General features: G+C 57.3%; 15 protein-coding genes. 8 read left to right on the top strand and 7 right to left on the bottom strand.

Annotated elements, in window-relative coordinates; genetic code table 11:
• Window positions 1–20 precede the first annotated feature (20 nt).
• Complete coding sequence (locus WD071_RS17070) at window positions 21–2,099, top strand: prolyl oligopeptidase family protein (RefSeq protein ID WP_368049613.1); 2,079 nt, start codon at window positions 21–23, stop codon at window positions 2,097–2,099.
• Window positions 2,100–2,203: 104 nt separating this feature from the next.
• Here the strand turns inward: WD071_RS17070 and WD071_RS17065 are convergent, their stop codons facing one another.
• Together WD071_RS17065 and WD071_RS17060 are read right to left on the bottom strand one after the other, a co-directional pair.
• On the bottom strand, window positions 2,204–3,124 hold the full coding sequence (locus tag WD071_RS17065; protein WP_368049612.1) for a haloalkane dehalogenase: 921 nt from the start codon (window positions 3,122–3,124) through the stop codon (window positions 2,204–2,206).
• A 68-nt stretch (window positions 3,125–3,192) separates the two neighbouring features.
• Window positions 3,193–3,531, bottom strand: coding sequence for a cupin domain-containing protein (locus WD071_RS17060; RefSeq protein ID WP_368049611.1), 339 nt, complete (start codon window positions 3,529–3,531; stop codon window positions 3,193–3,195).
• Between the two features lie 80 nt (window positions 3,532–3,611).
• Here WD071_RS17060 and WD071_RS17055 point away from each other — a divergent pair, with 80 nt between their 5' ends.
• The 3 genes from WD071_RS17055 to WD071_RS17045 are packed head-to-tail and all read left to right on the top strand — an operon-like array spanning window position 3,612 to window position 7,646.
• Window positions 3,612–5,036 carry an MFS transporter gene (locus tag WD071_RS17055; RefSeq protein ID WP_368049610.1) on the top strand — a complete coding sequence of 475 codons (1,425 nt, stop codon included), beginning with the start codon at window positions 3,612–3,614 and terminating at the stop codon, window positions 5,034–5,036.
• Between the two features lie 4 nt (window positions 5,037–5,040).
• Window positions 5,041–6,009: a homoserine kinase gene (locus tag WD071_RS17050; RefSeq protein ID WP_368049609.1), complete on the top strand. Its 969-nt coding sequence runs from the start codon at window positions 5,041–5,043 to the stop codon at window positions 6,007–6,009.
• Between the two features lie 53 nt (window positions 6,010–6,062).
• The gene (locus WD071_RS17045; RefSeq protein WP_368049608.1) at window positions 6,063–7,646 is read left to right on the top strand and encodes a hypothetical protein; all 1,584 of its coding nucleotides are present in this window, start codon (window positions 6,063–6,065) and stop codon (window positions 7,644–7,646) included.
• Here the strand turns inward: WD071_RS17045 and WD071_RS17040 are convergent.
• Together WD071_RS17040 and WD071_RS17035 are read right to left on the bottom strand one after the other, a co-directional pair.
• Window positions 7,624–9,144 carry a serine hydrolase domain-containing protein gene (locus WD071_RS17040; RefSeq protein ID WP_368049607.1) on the bottom strand — a complete coding sequence of 507 codons (1,521 nt, stop codon included), beginning with the start codon at window positions 9,142–9,144 and terminating at the stop codon, window positions 7,624–7,626. The genes WD071_RS17045 and WD071_RS17040 overlap by 23 nt on opposite strands.
• 5 nt (window positions 9,145–9,149) lie before the next feature.
• The gene (locus WD071_RS17035) at window positions 9,150–10,412 is read right to left on the bottom strand and encodes an SGNH/GDSL hydrolase family protein (RefSeq protein ID WP_368049606.1); all 1,263 of its coding nucleotides are present in this window, start codon (window positions 10,410–10,412) and stop codon (window positions 9,150–9,152) included.
• 203 nt (window positions 10,413–10,615) lie between these two features.
• Here WD071_RS17035 and WD071_RS17030 point away from each other — a divergent pair, with 203 nt between their 5' ends.
• On the top strand, window positions 10,616–11,305 hold the full coding sequence (locus WD071_RS17030) for a class I SAM-dependent methyltransferase (protein WP_368049605.1): 690 nt from the start codon (window positions 10,616–10,618) through the stop codon (window positions 11,303–11,305).
• 16 nt (window positions 11,306–11,321) lie between these two features.
• A complete protein-coding gene (locus tag WD071_RS17025) occupies window positions 11,322–12,053 on the top strand; it encodes an SIMPL domain-containing protein (protein WP_368049604.1) in 732 nt (243 codons plus the stop codon).
• A 10-nt stretch (window positions 12,054–12,063) separates the two neighbouring features.
• Here the strand turns inward: WD071_RS17025 and WD071_RS17020 are convergent, their stop codons facing one another.
• Window positions 12,064–12,558 (bottom strand): methylated-DNA--[protein]-cysteine S-methyltransferase, encoded by a 495-nt coding sequence (locus tag WD071_RS17020; protein WP_368049603.1) that lies wholly within the window; start codon window positions 12,556–12,558, stop codon window positions 12,064–12,066.
• A 46-nt stretch (window positions 12,559–12,604) separates the two neighbouring features.
• Window positions 12,605–14,116, bottom strand: a complete 1,512-nt coding sequence (locus WD071_RS17015; protein ID WP_368049602.1) for a DNA-3-methyladenine glycosylase 2 family protein — start codon at window positions 14,114–14,116, stop codon at window positions 12,605–12,607.
• Window positions 14,117–14,209: 93 nt separating this feature from the next.
• Between WD071_RS17015 and WD071_RS17010 the strand changes: the two genes are divergently transcribed.
• Window positions 14,210–17,350, top strand: coding sequence for a two-component regulator propeller domain-containing protein (locus WD071_RS17010; RefSeq protein ID WP_368049601.1), 3,141 nt, complete (start codon window positions 14,210–14,212; stop codon window positions 17,348–17,350).
• Window positions 17,351–17,382: 32 nt separating this feature from the next.
• On the opposite strand, the gene WD071_RS17005 is transcribed toward WD071_RS17010, so the two are convergent.
• Window positions 17,383–18,261 (bottom strand): transglutaminase family protein, encoded by an 879-nt coding sequence (locus WD071_RS17005; RefSeq protein WP_368049600.1) that lies wholly within the window; start codon window positions 18,259–18,261, stop codon window positions 17,383–17,385.
• Window positions 18,262–18,522: 261 nt separating this feature from the next.
• Between WD071_RS17005 and WD071_RS17000 the strand changes: the two genes are divergently transcribed.
• The gene (locus tag WD071_RS17000) at window positions 18,523–19,641 is read left to right on the top strand and encodes a zinc-binding dehydrogenase (RefSeq protein ID WP_368049599.1); all 1,119 of its coding nucleotides are present in this window, start codon (window positions 18,523–18,525) and stop codon (window positions 19,639–19,641) included.
• Window positions 19,642–19,777 lie beyond the last annotated feature (136 nt).

Raw genomic sequence — 19,777 nt, 5'->3', positions numbered from 1 at the left:
TTACCAAACCGGAGAGGCTCATGACTCAAATTTTGACGGCGGTAACCCGAAACATCTGTGCCATGGCAGTCGCTCTGGCGTTGGGCAGCACGGCAATGGCGGACGATTTTATGTGGCTTGAAGAGGTTGAAGGCGAGGCAGCGCTGGCGTGGGTGGAGGAACAGAATGAACGCTCATTGCCGCAGATACAGTCGCATCCGGCTTATCAGCAGCTGTATGAAAATTCGCTGGAAATACTGAACAGCGATGCGCGCATTCCCGATTTTTCCCGCCGTGGCAACTATCTTTACAACCTGTGGCGCGATGCCGATCATGTGCGGGGCCTGTACCGGCGCACGACGCTGGAGGAATACCGCAAGCCAAGTCCCGAATGGGAAACCGTGCTTGATCTCGACAAACTGGCCGCGGATGAGGACATGAACTGGACCTGGGGCGGCATCAACTGTCTGTATCCGGACTACGACCGCTGCCTGTTGAGCCTGTCCATTGCCGGGTCTGATGCTGCGGCGGTGCGTGAGTTCAGTATCGCTGATAAAGCTTTTGTTGAGGACGGGTTCGAACTACCAGAAGCCAAGTCGGCTGTAAGCTGGCTGGATGAAAACACGGTGCTGGTGGGCACGGACATCGGCCCCGGCAGTATGACAGATTCGGGTTATGCCGCGCAGGTGCGACTATGGCAGCGCGGGCAATCGATCCGTGAATCAGTCCCGATGTATGCAGCACCATCCGATTCGGTAGGCGTATTCTCCACCACTCTGCGCGATGGCAACAACGCCTATCCGATTATTGATGAAGCATTAACCTTCTACACTTCGGACCGTTATGTGCTTAATGCGGGTGAGCTGACACTATTGCCAATCCCCAGCGACTCGGTAATAGCCGGCCTGTTTCAGAACAACCTGTACATAGATCTGAAAAGCGCCTGGCAAGGGTTTGCTCAAGGCGCCATTGTGTATGCGCCCATGAACGAAATCATGGGCGGCAATGCGCAGTTCAAACTGTTTGTTCAGCCTGATGAGCGCAGCGCCATTCTTGACATGCAGGTAACCGCTGATGCCCTTCTGGTGAACTGGCTGGAAAACGTCCGAGGTCGTCTGGACCGTTACACGCCTCAAGCAAATGGAGACTGGCAGATAGAGACTGTGGCATTTGACCCGAATGGTTCAATCAACGTGCAAAATGCGTCACATATCTACAGTGACTTTTTTGTCAGCTACAACAGTTTTCTGGAACCGACGACGCTTTACCATGTTGACAATACGCTGAATACCGACGCAATCAAACAACTGCCGGCGATGTTTGATGCCAGCCCGTTTACCACACAACAGTATATGGCCACATCAGCCGACGGCACTCAGATCCCTTACTTCGTGGTGATGGCACGTGATGCTGAGCTGGACGGCAGCAATCCGACACAATTGTATGCTTACGGTGGTTTTGAAATCTCCCAACGGCCCACTTACTCTCCCAGCATTGGCCGCAACTGGCTGGAACAAGGTGGCGTGTACGTGCTGGCCAATATACGAGGCGGCGGTGAGTTCGGCCCGCGCTGGCATCAGGCGGCGCTATTAAAAAACCGTCACAAAGCCTATGAGGATTTTGAAGCGGTAGCGGAAGACCTGATCGCACGCAATATCACCTCGCCTGAGCACCTGGGCATACGCGGTGGCAGCAATGGGGGTTTGCTGGTGGGGGCTGCGGTGACGCGTCGCCCGGATTTGTTCAATGCCGTGGTCAGTCAGGTGCCGTTGCTGGACATGCAGCGCTACAACAAACTGCTGGCTGGTGCCAGCTGGATGGGCGAATACGGCAACCCGGACGAGGAAGACATGTGGGCCTACATCCGCACGTATTCGCCATATCACAATGTGCGCGAAGATGTGGATTACCCGAAAATATTCTTCACCACCTCAACCCGTGACGACCGCGTGCATCCCGGGCATGCCCGAAAAATGGTCGCCAAAATGACGGACATGGGCCACGATGTGTTGTATTACGAAAACACCGAAGGCGGCCACTCGGGTGCCGCCAACAACGAACAACGCGCGCAGCTTGATGCGCTGATTTATGCCTACCTGCTGACGCAGCTGAAGCCCTGAAGGGAAAGAATGGGGACGGAGGAAAAAGAATGGGGACGGAGGGAATACTTTTTGACCAGTCAAAAGTATTCCCTCCGTCCCCATTCTTTTCGTCCCCATTCTTTTTAGGGAAACAACGCTTTCAACGCTTCGCGGGCGACCAGGTCACCGTGCTCCTGCACGAAGTGACCTGCGTCGGGGACTTCCAGCGGCTTGGGGCAGCCGCGGATAAGCTTGCGCACATTTTTCATTACTTTGGGTCCCAGCACCGGGTCGCGCATGCCGATGGCCATGAAGCTGCGGCCCGTCCACTCGTCGCGCCACCAGTCGCGGGCGCGGCGTGAAATCTCGGCGCCATCGGCGTTCAGATGATCCGGCACCAGGTTCGGGAAACGGCGCACGCCGGCTTTGTAACGCAGGCTGGGGAATGGCGCGGCGTAGGCCCGGGCTTCGGCATCCGTCAGCGTAGGTTCACCACGTTTCATCAAGACAGCAATATCCAGATCCGGTCGGCTGTTGGAATAGGCCCGCCAGTCTTCAAACCCCTTGCCCAAAGGCACATCGCCGGTGCCCAGACTGGTATTCATAATCAGCAGGTGAGTGAACAGATGATCAAACTCCATCGGTAAGGTCAGCCCCAGCAAACCACCCCAGTCCTGCACCACCAGCGTGACCAGTTGATCTTCGCGCCTGGTGTCAATCACCTCACGGATAAACGCTAGCAGCATGTCACGGTGGCGACTGAAGGTGTAAATGGCATCATCTTCAGGTTTGTCGGAGCGCCCAAAACCAATCAGATCCGGCGCAATCACCCGCTGCCCGGCTGCCACAAAAACCGGAATCATTTTGCGATATAGATAACTCCAGGTCGGCTGCCCGTGCAGGCACAACACAATGGAACCGGCATCAGCGGGCCCCTCGTCCAGATAGTGCACTCGCAGACCTTCGAAACCCGGCAGGGTATCAACGTAGTGAGGCTGGTAATCGTATCCTGGCAGTTCGGCGAAACACTCATCGGGCGTTCGCAGTACATTTTCATTGATCATGATAATTCTCTTGCAAAGTCTGTCACTGGTGGAAGGGAAAAGAATCTCCTCCGTCCCCATTAATGGCCCTAAAAGAAGACGGCCAGCCACACGGTGTTGGTGTCGGGCCTGGTCCAGGCTACGCGATGGCGGCAGTGGGCGGGTATGTTGACATAGTCACCCGGGCCCAGATGAATATCCTCACGCTCACCCTGAAAGGCGATGATGGCCTCGCCTTCCAGTACCACGACCCATTCATGCTGGGTCTGATCGTACCATTCATCTTCGGGCGTGACATGACCCCGTGATACCAGTCGCTCGATTTTGACCCCATTGACCAGATTGCCCGCCAGCATGTGTGATAGTTCTTCCGCTTGCGGTGCAGTTGGTAAACCACTGAAGATATTGCCACTGTTGAACGCTGTCATTTGAGCCTCCCTGTTCAGATTAACTGTTATCATACCTGTGCAGGCCGTACTCGCACAGCCATCAGTCAACAGGAACCGTTTTGTCTTCTCCACGCCCGAACACCGTTGAATCACCAGAGTCCGCCGCCGCGCTGCGCCGCGTATTGCTGCTGATGATTCTGCTCAATGCCTTCGCCACCCCTCTGATGCTGTCCTCTGCCAATGTTGCCCTGCCGTCCATCGCTCGCGATCTGGGCCTGGATGCGGTTATTCTGGCCTGGGTACCCATGGCCTACCTGATGGCCAGCACCATTTTTGTGCTGATTTTCGGCCGCATAGCCGATACCGTTGGCCGCAAGCGCATCTTCCTGATTGGCACGGCTGCCGTCATTGTCAGCTCGATTTACGCCGCCATGTCCGTCAACGGTACCATGCTGCTGAGTGCACGCTTTCTGCAGGGAGTCAGCGCCGCCATGTTATATGCCACCCAGATGGCACTGGTCACCTCAGCGTTCCCCGCCAAGGTCCGCGGCAAGATGATTGGCCTGGTTGTGAGCTGCATATACATCGGCCTGTCAGCCGGTCCCCTGCTGGGCGGCTACGTGATTGATGCCGTGGGCTGGCGCGCCGCCTTCCTGCTGCAGGTGCCACTGGCACTGGTGGTCCTGTTGCTCGGTGTGCTCAAGGTAAAGGGAGAATGGCGCGGCCAGGGCCACGTCCCGTTTGATTTGCCCGGCGCCACAGGCTGGGGCATCAGCATCGTGCTGTTCTGCCTGGGTGTGTCACGGCTGCCCGACGTTACCGGCCTGCTTATACTCGCGGCCAGCGCGATCAGTATTACCCTGTTTCTGCGCCACGCCCGTCGCAGCCCCCACCCGATCTGGGATGTCACCCTGTTTTTCAACAATCGGCTGTTCACCGCCTCCAGCCTGGTGTCGCTGCTGATGTACAGCGCCACTTACGCCATCGTGGTCCTGATGAGCCTGTATCTGCAGACCCTGCAGGGCCTGTCCGCCACCAGCGCGGGCATGGTGCTGATGATACAGCCCGTTATCATGGCCTTGCTGGCACCGGTCACCGGTCGCCTGTCGGACTGGGTCGAGCCCCGGATACTGGCCACGATGGGCATCACCATCACTACCATCGGCCTGTTCTTATTGTCCCGGCTGGACGCCGACAGCAGCCTGCAGTACGTGATTGCATCACTGGTCATGACCGGCAGCGGCTTCAGCCTGTTCTCCCCGCCCAATGTGAATGCCATCATGGGTTCGGTCAGCGACAAACATGCCGGCAGCGCCTCCGGTGCAGTCGCCACCACCCGCCTGATCGGCCAGCTCAACAGCATGGTACTGGTGACGCTGGCGCTGGCGCTGATGATGGGCAACACGCCGATCAGCCCGGAGACTTACCCGCAACTGGCGCGCGCTGTGGAACTGAGTTTCAGTATCGGCGTAGCGCTGTGCGTGCCGGCCATTGTATTGTCCCTGTTGCGCGGGCGTATTCATACACCGCATTCCGGAGCTTGACCTTATGTCCGTTTTTACACCGCTCAGCAATGAAGAAATCGCACAGTTTGTCAGCCGCTTCGATGTAGGTGACTTTATCGACGCACAGGGTGTCAGCGGCGGCAGTGAAAATACCAACTATTTTGTCGACTGCAGCGCAGGCAGTTACGTACTGACGCTGGTTGAACGCGGCCCCAGCGCCGACCTGCCTTTTTTTATCAGCTTACTCGACTGCCTGCACAACGCCGAACTGCCCGTACCGTACGCTATTGCCGACCGGGACGGCACTGCCCTGCACACCCTCAAAAACCGGCCCGCCCTGCTGCAACCCAAACTCACGGGGAATCATGTGGACGACGTCACTGCGAGGCAGTGCACCGCGCTGGGCGCCATGCTGGCAAAACTGCACCAATCGGCATGTGACCTGAAGCGGATCAGTGATCGCGGGCCCGGCTGGACAGTGCAGAAAGCACTGAGCTTCCTGGACCGGGAATGGCGGGACCATCGGTCCTGGCTGGAACCCTCGCTGCTGCAACTTCAGGAATGGCTCGCGCTGCCCGACCGGGAGAACCCGGCCACTACTCTGCCAACCACTGTCATCCATGGCGACCTGTTCCGCGACAATGTGTTATTCGACGGCGAGACCATCACCGGGGTTATCGATTTTTACAACGCTGCCAGCGGCTGGACCCTGTTTGATATTGCGGTGTGTGTCAATGACTGGTGCGTGGATAGCGGAGACAAATTCAGTCTGAACGCCGAGCGCACCCTTGCTCTGCTGACAGGCTATGGCAATACACGCCCGTTCAACGCCGAGGAACAAGCGTGCTGGCAAAAAATGCTGCAACTGGCGGCGCTCAGATTCTGGGTGTCACGCCAGCAATATGTGCTGGAACATAAAGGACAGCAGGGTATTCTGGTCAAGGATCCCGGGTATTTTCATCGCGTGATGCAAATGCATGTGCAGGGTAATGACATCGTCGAACTGCCGTGAGCAGCGGCAGGGCCCGCACCAAAAAATTACCAAAACAAACGGACAACAATAATATGCCTACCCACAAGCCCGTTCTTGCACCCTTTCCCCTGTTTCTGCTGGCCAGTCTGCTGATCTACGCCGCGCTGTTTCCGTTGCTGTCCTGGACCGTGTTCTCCGAAGACGATTCACACCTGATGCGGGTCGCGATTGATTACAGCTGGTGGCAACACTTTTTCGTGCCGGAGATCTACCGCGAACTGTCTGCCGCCAACTACACGCCCATTCCGCTTGTGGTATACAAAACGCTGGTGTCGTGGTTCGGCTTCAGTACCAATGCGTTTCTGATTTTCATGATCCTGGCCATCAGCCTGGTTTCGGCACTGGCCGCCCTGTTGACAGAACAGATCACCCGCAACCGGATGGCGGCCTGGGCGGTTATCCTGCTGATTTTCTCCAGCATGTCCATGCACACGCTGATCACCCGCTTCTACACCATGCACTACCTTATCGGCGGCATCTTTGCGCTGGCCGCGCTGGTGGTGATCTTCCGCCGCGACATCAAACTGTGTTCACCCTGGCTGCCTGCGTTACTGTTGTTCATGGCACTGGCCTCAAAAGAAGTGTACCTGGTGCTGCCACCGATGGTTGCGCTGTATGCCCTTTACCATCGTAACTTTAAGCTGGCCGCAGGCGCGGTGATAGCCTTGCTGGTGTATTGGACGCTGCGTACCTACATGCTGGGCATGTCGGTCGACATTGGCGGCGACAGCAGTTACTTCGCCGGCTTCTGGGGTATCAGTGGCGCTGCCTGGGCCAGCTTCATTGCGTGGTACATCAAGACCCGGATTTTTATTCTGGCAGCCGTGGTCATCGCGCTGTTCATGAACTTCCGCCGTACCGTGTTGCTGTTGCCGCTGGCCCTGGTTTTCGCCGCACCCGGGCTGGCGGTCTCACACGGCATTGTTGAACACACGCTGCATGCCGACCGCATCTTTTTTGCCTTTGATTGCGCACTGGCACTGGTCGCCATCGTCGGTATGGTTCAATCCGCTTATTTCCAGCGTTTTGCCCGGCCATTGTCTCTGCTTGGCTTTCTGGCCCTGATTTTTATTGCACATGTGTTTAATAACACAAGCTATCGCGCACAGACCGAACAGATGGCTGACTTCCGGATCACACAGTTTTTGCTGGATAACCTCGACGAGTTGGAAGGGGCCACCCTGTTTGTGCCGATGAATTTCATCCAGGGCGACCTGATGCGCGTCAATGATGCACTCGGCCAGCCGCGCTTCTTTATTACCCAGAACTGCATCGCCGCCCTCGGTGCAGCGGACGGAAAGCTGTTCATGTTTGACGGTAATGGCAACCCGATCAGCCGGGAAACTCTGACTGCCAATTGCGTCCCGGCCAGCGTAGACCCGGTAGTGGACATAGCGCCACGCTATAACAACGGCCTGCTGCAATGGCAGCTCCAGTTCCCCGAAGGCTTTAACGGCGGCGTGCTGTTTGTCGATCGCGCCTTCGCCGTGCCCATTCCTGCGTTCTCCCAGCAACTGGTCAAACCGGCACCGGGCGAACGCTATCAGCTGTTTGCCAACAATGGTGTCAACTGGTGGTTCTCTGACATCGAACCTATGGAGATACTGATTCAGTAGCACCGTCCATGGCCGCCAGCACCGACTCGGCCAGCGTCCACACCGGACGCGGGCCGCTGGTGGTGACGCCCATGCGCATGACAATCAGATCCTGATCCGGGAACATCAGAATGTTCTGACCTTCAAAGCCGGACAGGTAATACATATTGGCAGGCAGATTGGGCAACGGACGGTTGTCAGGATTATCCGCGGCGCCCGCGTTCAGCCACATCTGCACACCATACTGCCCTCGCTCTGCTGCCGGGGCGGGTGTCACAGTGTAGTCCACCCAGCCTTCCGGCAGAATGCGTTCGCCATTCCACATGCCATCCTGTAAATGCAGCAGTCCGAATTTGGCCCAATCGCGCGGAGTCGCGTACATATACGACGAACCCACAAACGTACCACTGGCATCGGGTTCCATCACCGCGGATGTCATGCCCAGTTTGCTGAACAACCGCTCCTGCGGAAAATTAAAATAGTCCTGAAAACTGGTAAACAACTGGCGCTGGATGCGCGAAATGATATTGCTGGTACCGCTGTTGTAATAAAACGTGCTACCTGACGCATGTGCCAGTGGTTTGTCGATGGTAAAGGCTGCAGTATCGCCGGTAGTGTACAACATCAGAATGACATCTGACATCGAACCGGCAGTGTAAACTTCGGAGTACTGCATACCGCTGGTCATGTGCAGCAGGTGTTCCAGCGTGATGCTGCGACGCTCATCGCCATCATTGCGCCACTCCGGTACGTTGGCATTGGCGTCAACATGAAGCAGACCATCGCCGCCCAGGATACCGGTCAACGCCCCAGTGACCGTTTTGGTCATCGACCAGCCCAGCTGTGGCATGTCAGCGGAGAACGGTTCGGCATACTGCTCGGCAATGATTTTTCCGTCATGGATCACCAGTACCGCACGGGTATCGATGTTCTGATCAGGCTCCATGTCTTCAAAGGCCTGATCGACGGCAGCGTGCACAGCCTGCATATCGAATCCGGGCACCGTTTCAGGCAGCTCTACCAGATTACCGATCGGCCAGGGTTCGCCGGCGACATCCGGTTTCGCCGGATAGAGCTCAGGGTCAAACTGCGCCCGCAGACTGATGGGCGATACGTCTTTCAACAAGGTGCAGCCCAGGTGTTCACGGTACAGCGCCCGCACTGTCATCGTTCCACCATTGACGGCCATGGCACCGGTGACAATATCATCATCAAAGTTAAAGTCCGCCTCGCTCAATGCCGGATTGTTCAGTTCGTTGGCCATCACATGGTCGACTGTTCTATTGCCTACCAGCACCGATGAGCACAGGCGTTTGACCGCACTGCCCAGAGCAATTTCGGTGGCAAGGGCAGCATCCGCCATGGCTTGCGGATCCGCAGCCTGCTCAGCGGCGTTTTCGGCCATGGCGTCCACGGCGGAGGTTGATGTGGACACGGGCGCCTCAGGCTCTGAACAGGCGGCAATAAAACCGGCCAGGCTGGCGGTCAGTGTCAGTGCGAAAAAACGGGCATGTTTCAAAACGATTACTCCTGGTTGAATAGGGTCAGGTCGATGCTGTTGGCCATGGCGGCATAACCAGCGTCATTGGGATGCAGATTGTCTGAGGTAAAACTGGAAGGCAGGCGCGCCCGGTTGTCCGGGTCGGCAACCGCTGATTCAAAATCGATGACGGCGTCAAAGAAACCGCTGTCACGAATCCAGGCATTCAACTGCTGGCGTTTGGCTTCACCGGCTTCACTGAAGTAACCGGCACCTTCAAAAGGCGTCAGTGTGGCGCCGATCACTTTAATGCCGTGCGCCCATGCGCGTTCGGCGACCTGTCTGTAGCCTGCAATGATCTGTTCGGCGCTCACTTCCTGGTCAGTCGCCATGCTCACCGACATGCCCATATCGTTGATACCTTCCAGCAACACAATATGACTGACATTGCTCAGCGCCAGCACATCACGTTCAAAACGCGCCAGCAGGTTCTCACCAAACATCGGCGAGCGCTCATGCAGCACCCGGTTGCCACTGAGTCCGGCATTGGCCACGGCGTAGGTTGGCATGTCCGGCGCGTCGCGCAGGCGCAGCGCAAATAGGTTGGGCCAACGATTGTTGGTATCCACCGTCGAGCCCACACCATCGGTGATCGAATCACCAACGGTGACAATAGTCGAAACGGCATCACCTCCGCTGACGTCGACAGCCGTCAGGTAATGCCAGAAGGAGATTTCGCGCGCATCGTCCATGCTCGCCGAGCGGGTGTAGTCACCGGATTCACTGACATACGCAGTCTGCATGGCAGCGCGATGCGTTGTCGGCAAACCGCTGGGCTCCGGCAGATACAGACTGATGCTCAGACTGCTGAAGGCTTCCACCGGAAACGGCATCGGGTCGCTGAACACGGTTGCACCACGGGGAATGATGATGCCTGGTTGCCCGCCAAACGTGAGACTCTGCAATGATGCAACGTCAATTTCCGTGCCGCTGCTTTGCCGGGCAATGCTGGCAGCGGCCACATGCAAGGGTTTGTTGCCATGGGTATTGGACAGACGGATGCGCACAGTATCGCCAGCGGCGGTGACGTGGGCGATCTGCCGTAATGTCTGATCATCAAACTCGTTGTGGTCGGCCGATTCGGCTGGCAACATACCCGGTGGCAGTGTGCTGGGGCTCATGGCCCAGGCCGTGACCCAGGTGTCGGTTTGCGGCTGTGCACTGGCCTGGGTAGTTACAAACCCGGCGCTGATACTCAGGCTTACCAGCAGTGCAAGCAGATAGTGTTTGATGGTGGGCAATTTCATGATGATTTACTCCTGCCTGTTTTTGTTTTTTCCTGCGGATTCCTATCATACGCCATGGTATCTTGCCCCTGCCACTTCACATTTGCAACGTAACAGCCTTGAGCGAGTGAACAGCCCTGAGCGTGTAAACAGCCTTGAGCGCGTGAACAGCCCTGAGCGTGTAAACAGCCCTGAGCGTGTTAACTGCCTTGAGAACAGAAGCCATGCGTGACGATGACAACAGCATAGTCCGATCCTGGCACAAGAACGCCGCCCCCTGGATCACCGCCGTGCGCGAACAGCAGATCGAGTCGCGACGGGAAATCACCGATCAGGCCATCATTGAAGCCATCAACTCATACGCGCCCGCCACTGTGCTCGACATCGGTTGCGGCGAAGGCTGGCTGGCGCGGGCGCTAACCGGCCGAGGTATGCAGGTGACCGGCGTTGATGTGGTGCCCGAACTGATTGCTGCCGCTCGCCAGGCCGGCGGCGGCGAGTTCCACGAACTGGGCTACGACGCACTGGCAACACATGCATTCCCGCACCGGTTTGACGCGCTGGTCTGCAACTTCTCCCTGCTCGGAGACAGCTCAACCGAAAGTGTATTCCGGGCGGCATCACAACTACTGAAACCCGACGGCCTGATGTTTGTGCAAACCCTGCACCCGATAGCCGCCTGCGGCGATCAACCCTATGTCGATGGCTGGCGTCCGGGTTCATGGCAAGGGTTCAGCGCTGCCCTGAGTCAGCAGTTCCGCGAACCAGCGCCGTGGTATTTTCGCACCCTGGAAAGCTGGCTGGATCTGTTTGCTGACGGCAGCCTCACCGTCATAGACACCAAAACACCGATCCGTTCAGCTGGCAGTCAGCCAGCTTCCGTTATCTTTGTCGCCAGCAATAACGCCACCTAGATAACGAGGGTCATCTGTGAACGCCATCTCCCGTAACAGCGCCATTGCGCTGGGTCTATCGCTGGGCCTGTCTCTGGTCCTGGGCCTGAGCAGCCTGGGTTACCTGCTGGGCAGCTACGCCGTGACTGTCAAGGAATTCGAACGTACCGTCACCGTCAAAGGCCTGTCCGAGCAGGAGCACGAAGCTGACATCGTAATCTGGCCGATTCAATACACCGCCGCCGACAATGACCTGGGCGCGTTGTATGCCACGCTGGACAGCAATAACAGCAGCATTGAGACATTCCTGCAGAGCAACGGCCTGCCGGCTGAGGCCGTCACCATGGCACCGCCGGCCATCACCGATCGGCTGGCGCAGTCATATGGTGACGGTTCCCGCGCCGAATTCCGTTATACCGCAACGCAGGCACTGACCGTGTATTCACCGGACATTGCCCTGGTGCGCGGGCTGATGAGTTCGCTGTCAGATCTGGGCCGCGAGGGCATTGTGTTTTCCGGTGCCGAGTATCACCTGCAACCGGAATACCTTTTCACCCGCCTGAACGAGATCAAACCGGCAATGATTGAGGAAGCCACGCAGGAGGCCCGCGCTGCCGCCATCAAGTTCGCGGATGATTCCGACAGCTCGCTGGGCAAGATCAAAAATGCATCGCAGGGTCAGTTCAGCATCAGTGACCGCGATCGCAACAACCCGCATATCAAAAATGTCAGAGTGGTCGTGTCAGTTGAATACTATCTGTCGGATTGATGCGAGCTGGTTAAAACAATCCGGCCATCGCCTGTTCATGCGCCAGCAGCCACTGTTTGCGTGCAAGGCCACCCCCGTAACCGGTCAGTGCACCGCTGACCCCCAACACCCGATGGCAGGGCACAATGATGCCAATCGGGTTGCGGCCATTGGCCATGCCCACTGCGCGTGATGCTGCAGGCTTACCGATACGCGCTGCCAGGGCGCCATAACTTTCCGTGACGCCATACGGGATGTCACGCAATGCCTGCCAGACGCGTTGCTGAAAATCGGTGCCACTGCCTGCCAGCGGCACATCAAAGCTGCGCAGTTCTCCGGCAAAATAGGCGGCGAGTTGTTCGCGCACGGACGCAAAGCACGTATCATCACGGACACAGTGCCGGGGCAGTGCCGGCCGATGTTTCTGCGCCTCCATGTACAGACCGGTCAGGGCCTCACCATTGCCAGTCAGAGTCAATACACCTAACGGAGATTTGACTTCGCTGTAGCAGCTTGCATTTATCATGATACCTGGCTCCTTGTTTCTACTCTCTTTGCAATCCTCTCACCTGTCAACCACCGGCGCTCAACGAATGCCAGACATGTATCGCGGCATAGGCACGCCAGGGCCGCCACGCTTCCGCTTCGGCCTGCAACACTTTGGGTTTTTCAGTACTCATAATTTTCATCAGCGCCAGGTCTGAGGCCGGAAACGCATCCGGATCACCCAGCGCGCGCATGGCAATATATTCGGTGGTCCATGGTCCAATGCCGGGCAGCGCCAGCAGTTGTGCTCGCACCTGCTCTGCATCGGCCGAGGGGTCAAGTATTATTCCTTTGTCAGCCACTGCGCGGGCCAGTGTCAGCACGGTGGCGGCACGCTTGCCGGTCAGCCCCAGCGCAATCAATTGTGGCAGCTCAGCGGCTGCCACTGCGTCCGCCGTTGGCGCCAGCCGGTCCAGCATCGGGAACGGTGTTTCAATTACCTGACCAAAGGTCTCGACAAAACGCCCGAACACGGTGGTGGCCGATTTGACACTGACCTGTTGACCGACAATGGCCCTCAGCGCTAACTCAAAACCATCCAGGGCGCCCGGCACCCGCAACCCCGGAGTCCGCTCAATCATGGGTTTGAGCCTGGCATTGGCACTGAGCTGACTGTCAATAATCAGTGGGCTGGCATCCAGGTCAAACAACCGACGCAGGCGCATCTGCAGCTCTGGCAACACAGGCAACAAGGCAGGAGATACCTCGACTTTCAGCACTGTTTCTGACTCAGGTTGCACCGCAATCCAGCCCACGTGATTGGCCAGGCGGACCGTGCGGACATACCGCCCGTCGATCAGACACTCCGTGCGCACACTGCCGCGCCCGGCCAGAAATCCGGCCAGCGCCGGCCAGGCCAGCGGACCGCGAAACCCAAGCTTCAGCGGAATGCCCAGGCCACTGTCCGCAGCCTTGTGTCTGCGCAACGCACTGGGGTTCATGCGGTAGGCTTCAACAAACAGGCGGTTGAACTGACGCACGCTGGCAAAACCACAGGCAAACGCCACGTCTACAACTCGCAATGACGAATCGGTGAGCAACTGTTTGGCCAGCAGCAGACGACGGGTACGCTCGATTGCCAGCGGGTTCACACCGTATTCGGCCTGCACGATGCGACGCAATTGCCGCGAGCTGAGGCCAAAACGCGTGGCCAGGTCTTCCATGTTGCCATCGGCCAACGCACCCGACTGGATGGCATCAAACAACAACCGGGCACTTTGCCTGACGCTGTCTACCGGCGCCCTGCCCGGCGCCAGCTCGGGCCGGCAGCGCAGACAGGGCCTGAAGCCGGCCGCTTCGGCGCTGGCCGCATTGGCAAAGAACGAGCAGCGTTGTCTGCCCGGCGTGCGCACCGTGCAGACCGGGCGACAATAAATGCCGGTAGACGACACACCCACAAAAAACACGCCATCAAAGCGCGCGTCGCGGGCCTGCACAATCGGGTAACAATGGTCAGCATCCAGGTTCATGGCCACAGAATACCACCAGCAGGACTTACCAGCTGGCCATTTTCGGACCTTATCCTGTGCACAAGTCATGTCGACTGCCACCTCTCATCTGTGTCTAAGAGCGAATTATCACGATACAATTGCAGTCAAAGTAAAATATAAAGACCTGACCAAGGACCTGCCGTGCTCCTCTTAAGATCGCTACTGATCACCTGCCTGCTTCTCGCTGCACCCGTTCTGGCCCAACAAAACCGGCCTGACATCAGTTTTGATCAAATCACGGTACAGGAAGGATTGTCACAAAACGCAGTCCACTCGGTGCTTCAGGATCGTCGGGGTTACCTCTGGATTGCCACCGAGGACGGCCTGAACCGCTATGACGGTTATGGTTTTACGATCTACCGTCGCGCATTGGCTGACAGCGAGCAGCCAGATCTTGAGCAGCACCTCGTCGAACACCCGGGCCTGTCGGACTCACTGATGCGGGTACTGACTGAAGACAGCCATGGCAACTTGTGGATAGGCACCGCGGATGGGGTGTCACGTTTGATGCAACCCTCCGGCAGATTTCGCCATTACCGGCCGCGCGATGCTGCTTCCGGTCAACCTGCTGTCATCTCGGTACGGGACATCGTGGAAGATCAGGCAGGACGTCTATGGGTCGCCGCGACGCCGGGCGGACTCAGTCAATTGGACCCGGACACCGGACATTTTGAACACCACCTGCATGACCCTCTGGATACCTCGACACCCAGCAGCAACCATATCACCAGTATTGCCATGACGTCGGACGGCATTTTGTGGCTGGGTACCGAAGATGCCGGGGTCAACCGTTTCGATCCCGCTACCGGCCAGGTACAACGCTATACCCATGACCCGTTGGATACGGATGCTACCTCTGGCAGCCAGGTCAGCGATCTTGTTGTCGACAGCCGCGGCCTGTTGTGGATTGCCACAGAGGATGCAGGCCTGAGTCGGCTCGATCCGGAATCAGGCGAGGTCCGGCGTTACCTTCATGACCCGGACAGTTCCGACAGCCTCAGCTCCAACGCGCTCAGAACCGTGTATGAAGACAGTCAGCAACGGCTCTGGATCGGACACCACCCCACTGCCGGTCTGGATCTGTTTGACCGGGACAGCGGCCGCTTCTTCAATTACACACACCGCACAGGCGTGGACAGCACACTGAGTGACAATCAGGTAATCAGTGTTTTTGAAGACAACAGTGGCATGCTCTGGTTTGGCACTTCCATAGGCGGGCTCAATAAATACAATCCGTCGCAGGACCAGTTCCGTCACTATGCGAATGAATGGTGGACTACCAACAGCCTCAACAACAATACCGTTCGGGCATTCCATAAAAGCGACCAGCGTTTGTATATCGGCACCGCCGCCGGGCTGAATGTACTGGACCTGCAAAGCGGCGATTTCACCCACCACGTGCACGACCCGGCGCGCAGCGACAGCATTGCCAACAACATTGTCAGGGATATAGCCGCTGATATGAACGGTCATCTTTGGCTGGCCACCCAGGGCGGTCTGTCTCTTTTCGATCCCGACACCGAACACTTCAGCAACTACTTTCATGATGCTCGGGACCCAGGCTCACTGAGTACCAGCGTCCTGTGGCGGGTGCATGTCGATCGCCAAGGCATGGTGTGGGCCGGTTCCCGTGGTGAACTCAATCGTCTCAACCCGCAAACCGGACTGATTCAACGCTTTCCAGCAACGCCGGGCAACTCCGGCAGTGCCCCAGTGGACTGGTTGCTGGCGATGCATGAAGACTCACGCGGCGACCTCTGGTTTGGCAGCAACCGCTACGACCCGGAGTCGGCAACCTTCAGAAACTACGCCCCCACGCCAGATCAGACAGCACCCATGAACAACGCCATTGTCATGTCGATAGCAGAGGACAATAACGGCACGCTCTGGTTTGGCACCCGTGGCGGCCTGAACCGGCTTGATGACCGCGAGGCAGGACATTTTACCCAGTTCACAACTGCCGATGGCCTGCCCAATGACGTTATTTACGGCATCCTGTTTGACGACGACGGTCGCCTCTGGCTCAGCACCAACAATGGTATCGCCCGCTTCGATCCGAACAGCGGGGAGGTGAGCCAGTTTGATGTCAGCCACGGCCTGCAGGCAGACGAATTCAACAACGGGGCATATTTACGGGCTGACAGCGGTGAAATGTATTTTGGCGGCATTAACGGCTTTAATGTGTTCGACCCGGCCCAGGTCGGTCAGAGCGACTATGCGCCGTCGCTGGTGATAACGCGTTTCCTGGTGCTGAATGAGGAACGCAGTATGGGGCATGCTGCTGCTGACAGCGCAACAGACATCGTCCTGGGCCATACTGAAAACTATCTGTCATTCGAATTTGCCGCCCTGGATTATTCCGCGCCAACGCGACTGCGCTACGAATACCGGCTGGAAGGTCTGAATGACGACTGGGTGGCTGCCGGCAACCGGCGTTTCGCTGAATATACCAACCTGTCCCCGGGACACTATCGTTTTGTGGTACGCGGCACCAACCGGGATGGTATCTGGAGCCCGCACACGGCGGAACTTTCGTTTCAGATCATGCCTGCTTTCTGGCAGACGCTCTGGTTCAGGGTTACCCTGGGGATTATCGCAGGTGTTGCTGTGTTCCTTTTGTACCAATACAAACTGTTCAGCATCCGCCGACAGAATACCGTACTGGAGGCGCTGGTGCACGCACGCACTGGCGAGCTGCAGCAGGCCAATCAAAGCCTGCAAGCGGAGGTTCACCATCGTAAACAGGCGGAGGAGGAAATCCGTCAGATTGCCTACCACGATTATCTCACTGGCCTGCCCAACCGTCGCCTGTTTGTTTCCCTGTGCGAAAAATCCCTGGCGGGCGCGACGCGTGATAGCCGGACATTGGCACTGATGTATCTGGATGTAAACGGATTCAAGGGCATCAATGATCAGTGGGGACATGAGGTTGGGGACAGCGCACTGATTGCTGTTGCCGACAGCATACGCGGCGTCATCCGCGACAGCGACGTGGCGTGCCGGATGGGGGGAGATGAATTTGTGTTGTTGTTGAATGGTGTCAGCAACCGGGAGGCCGCCGAGTGTGTCGCCACCAAGCTGGCATCTGCCATTGCCGCGCCAGTCTCACTCACCATTGCCGAAACCGGCGAGACATCGAGCGTTGAGATCAGCGTCAGCATTGGCATCAGCCTCTACCCTGAGGACGGCAACGATCTGGAGACCCTGTTGTCGCGTGCCGATCGCGCCATGTATGTCGCCAAACAGAACAATTGGCCGTTCAGTTTCCAACCGGAAGACTGAGTGCGCCCCCATCCTGCCGGTGAATCTTCCCGTCATTCACGACTATGCTGATCTGTGCTGGACAAGGCATCAGGGCTATACACAGGCTCGATGATGCCTTTATTGTCATCTGTCAGCGCGTGAATTGTAATGTCTGGTGACGTGGCGTTAACTGAACCAAACACGTTGGCGAAAGCAACATCGGCTGCGTCACGTCCGGTCCCCATCCTGATCAACGCCATCGGATGGGTCACATCACTGGGGTCAAACAGGTACCAGCGCCCGCTGAGCATGACCTCAACATAAGCATGAAAGTCTGGCGACCGCAGGTTCGGATCTACGCCGTAATCAATCCCGGACACAAATCTGGCGGGCATATTGAGCGCCCGGCACATGGCGATCATCAGGTGCGCAAAATCGCGACACACGCCCTGGTGCTCCAGCAATGTCTCCAGTGCAGAGGTCGCACTGCCTGAGCTGCCGGAGACGAAACGGGTTCTTCGATTGACCCAGTCGCGGATGGCCATGACTCGGTAGTAGCCAGGTGCCATAGATCCGAACTCGTAATTGGCCAACGCGGCAAACTTGTCAGACTGACAGTACCGGCTGGGATACAGGTAAGGCAACACGTCCAGTGGCAGCTCTGAAACCGGCAGTTCACGCAGCGTGTCCGGGTCGTCATGATGGTGATTGATATCAACCACACCCTGGTAGGTTACCGTCAGGTCACCCGGGTATGCCTGCAGGCGAAGGTGGCGGGCGCCATCCTCGCCGTGAATCAATTCTTTGGCAGCGACGTGCTGCTCGATCAGCAACGACTCTTCCATCACACTCTGCCTGTCAGTGAGCGCAGGGTGAAAATTAAAGATGAAATCACAGGGTGAACTTAATACCTGGTAGTTCAAGGTAACGGAAAATTTCAGTCTGACCATATCGATCGCGCCCTCTGAAGCGAAAAATGGCAAATTTACCTGCATGTATCGAACTGCATGGTGACCTGCTGCAAAACAACATATCGGAAAGTTATTGCCTCTGATGAGCGATTGCAACCCCGAAATAGTGGCCCATAAATAGTCGCCCCGACACAACCGAGCCTAAAACGGTCAGACTATCCGCACCTCGACCGATCACTCTCCTTGTATGCACTGATTGATGATATGGTAGTGCCCTATTCAGATCAGACAGAGGTTGCCATGACCGCACAACAATCCCGACAGATCCGCTCCACCATCACCGCCGAGGGCAAATTACGGCTCAACCTGGAAACCACCTCGGTGCCTGCGCCCCAGGCCAACGAAGTACTGATTCGTGTGCAGGCCACGCCCATCAACCCCTCCGACCTGGGCCTGCTGATTGGCCCGGCCGATGTCGGCAGCCTGCAGGTGTCAGGCAGCGCCGATGATCCGGTGGTCACCATGGATGTGCCCAAAGCCATGCTGCCTGCGCTGGCCGCGCGCCTGAACGAGTCCATGCCGGTGGGCAATGAAGGCGCCGGTGAAGTGGTTGCCGCCGGCAGTGGTGCCGAGCATCTGATTGGCAAAATTGTCGGTATTGCCGGTGGTGCCATGTACAGCGAATACGTGGTCAAACCTGCCGCTGCCTGCCTGGTGATGAACCAGGGCACCAGCGCTGAACAGGCCGCCTCCTGTTTCGTTAACCCGCTGACCTCGCTGTGCATGGTGGAAACCATGCGCAAGGAGAATCACACCGGCCTGGTGCACACCGCCGCCGCCTCCAACCTGGGCCAGATGCTGGTCAAGATCTGCAAAGCGGACAACGTACCGCTGGTCACCATTGTGCGCAAACCCGAGCAGGTAAAGATTCTGCAAGACCTGGGCGCAGAACATATCTGCAACTCCAGCGATCCCGACTTTATGGAACAGCTGGTAAAAGCCTTGTCGGCGACCGGCGCAACGCTGGCGTTTGATGCCATCGGCGGTGGTGAACTGGCCAGTCAGATTCTGGCGGGCATGGAAACTGCCGCCAACCTGAACGCCAAGGAATACAGCCGCTACGGCTCGACCGTGCACAAACAGGTGTACATCTATGGTGGCCTGGATCGAAGCCCCACGGTATTAAAACGTTCCTACGGCATGATCTGGAGCGTCGGCGGCTGGTTGCTGACCCCGTTCCTGCAAGGACTGGGGCAGGAAAAAGTACAGCAACTGCGCCAGCGTGTGGTCAACGAAATCGATACCACTTTCGCCAGCCACTACGACAAACGACTCACCATGGCAGAGGCACTGTCGGCCGATGCCATCCAGGCTTACTCAAAGCAGGCCACGGGTACGAAATACCTGATTACGCCGTGACCGCCTTGAGCAACAGGGTGGTGGAGCGACCGGAGATCTTGTAAAGTAAACGCACGAAGGTTTATCAACCGAAAGAAGATATGTCTTATGCTTCATCGATTGACTCAACTTCATTCAGGGATTGGCGCAATCTGTT

The organism is Pseudohongiella sp., from assembly GCF_040877505.1.
GTDB lineage: Bacteria > Pseudomonadota > Gammaproteobacteria > Pseudomonadales > Pseudohongiellaceae > Pseudohongiella.
This window is presented reverse-complemented; position numbering and strand designations above follow the sequence as displayed.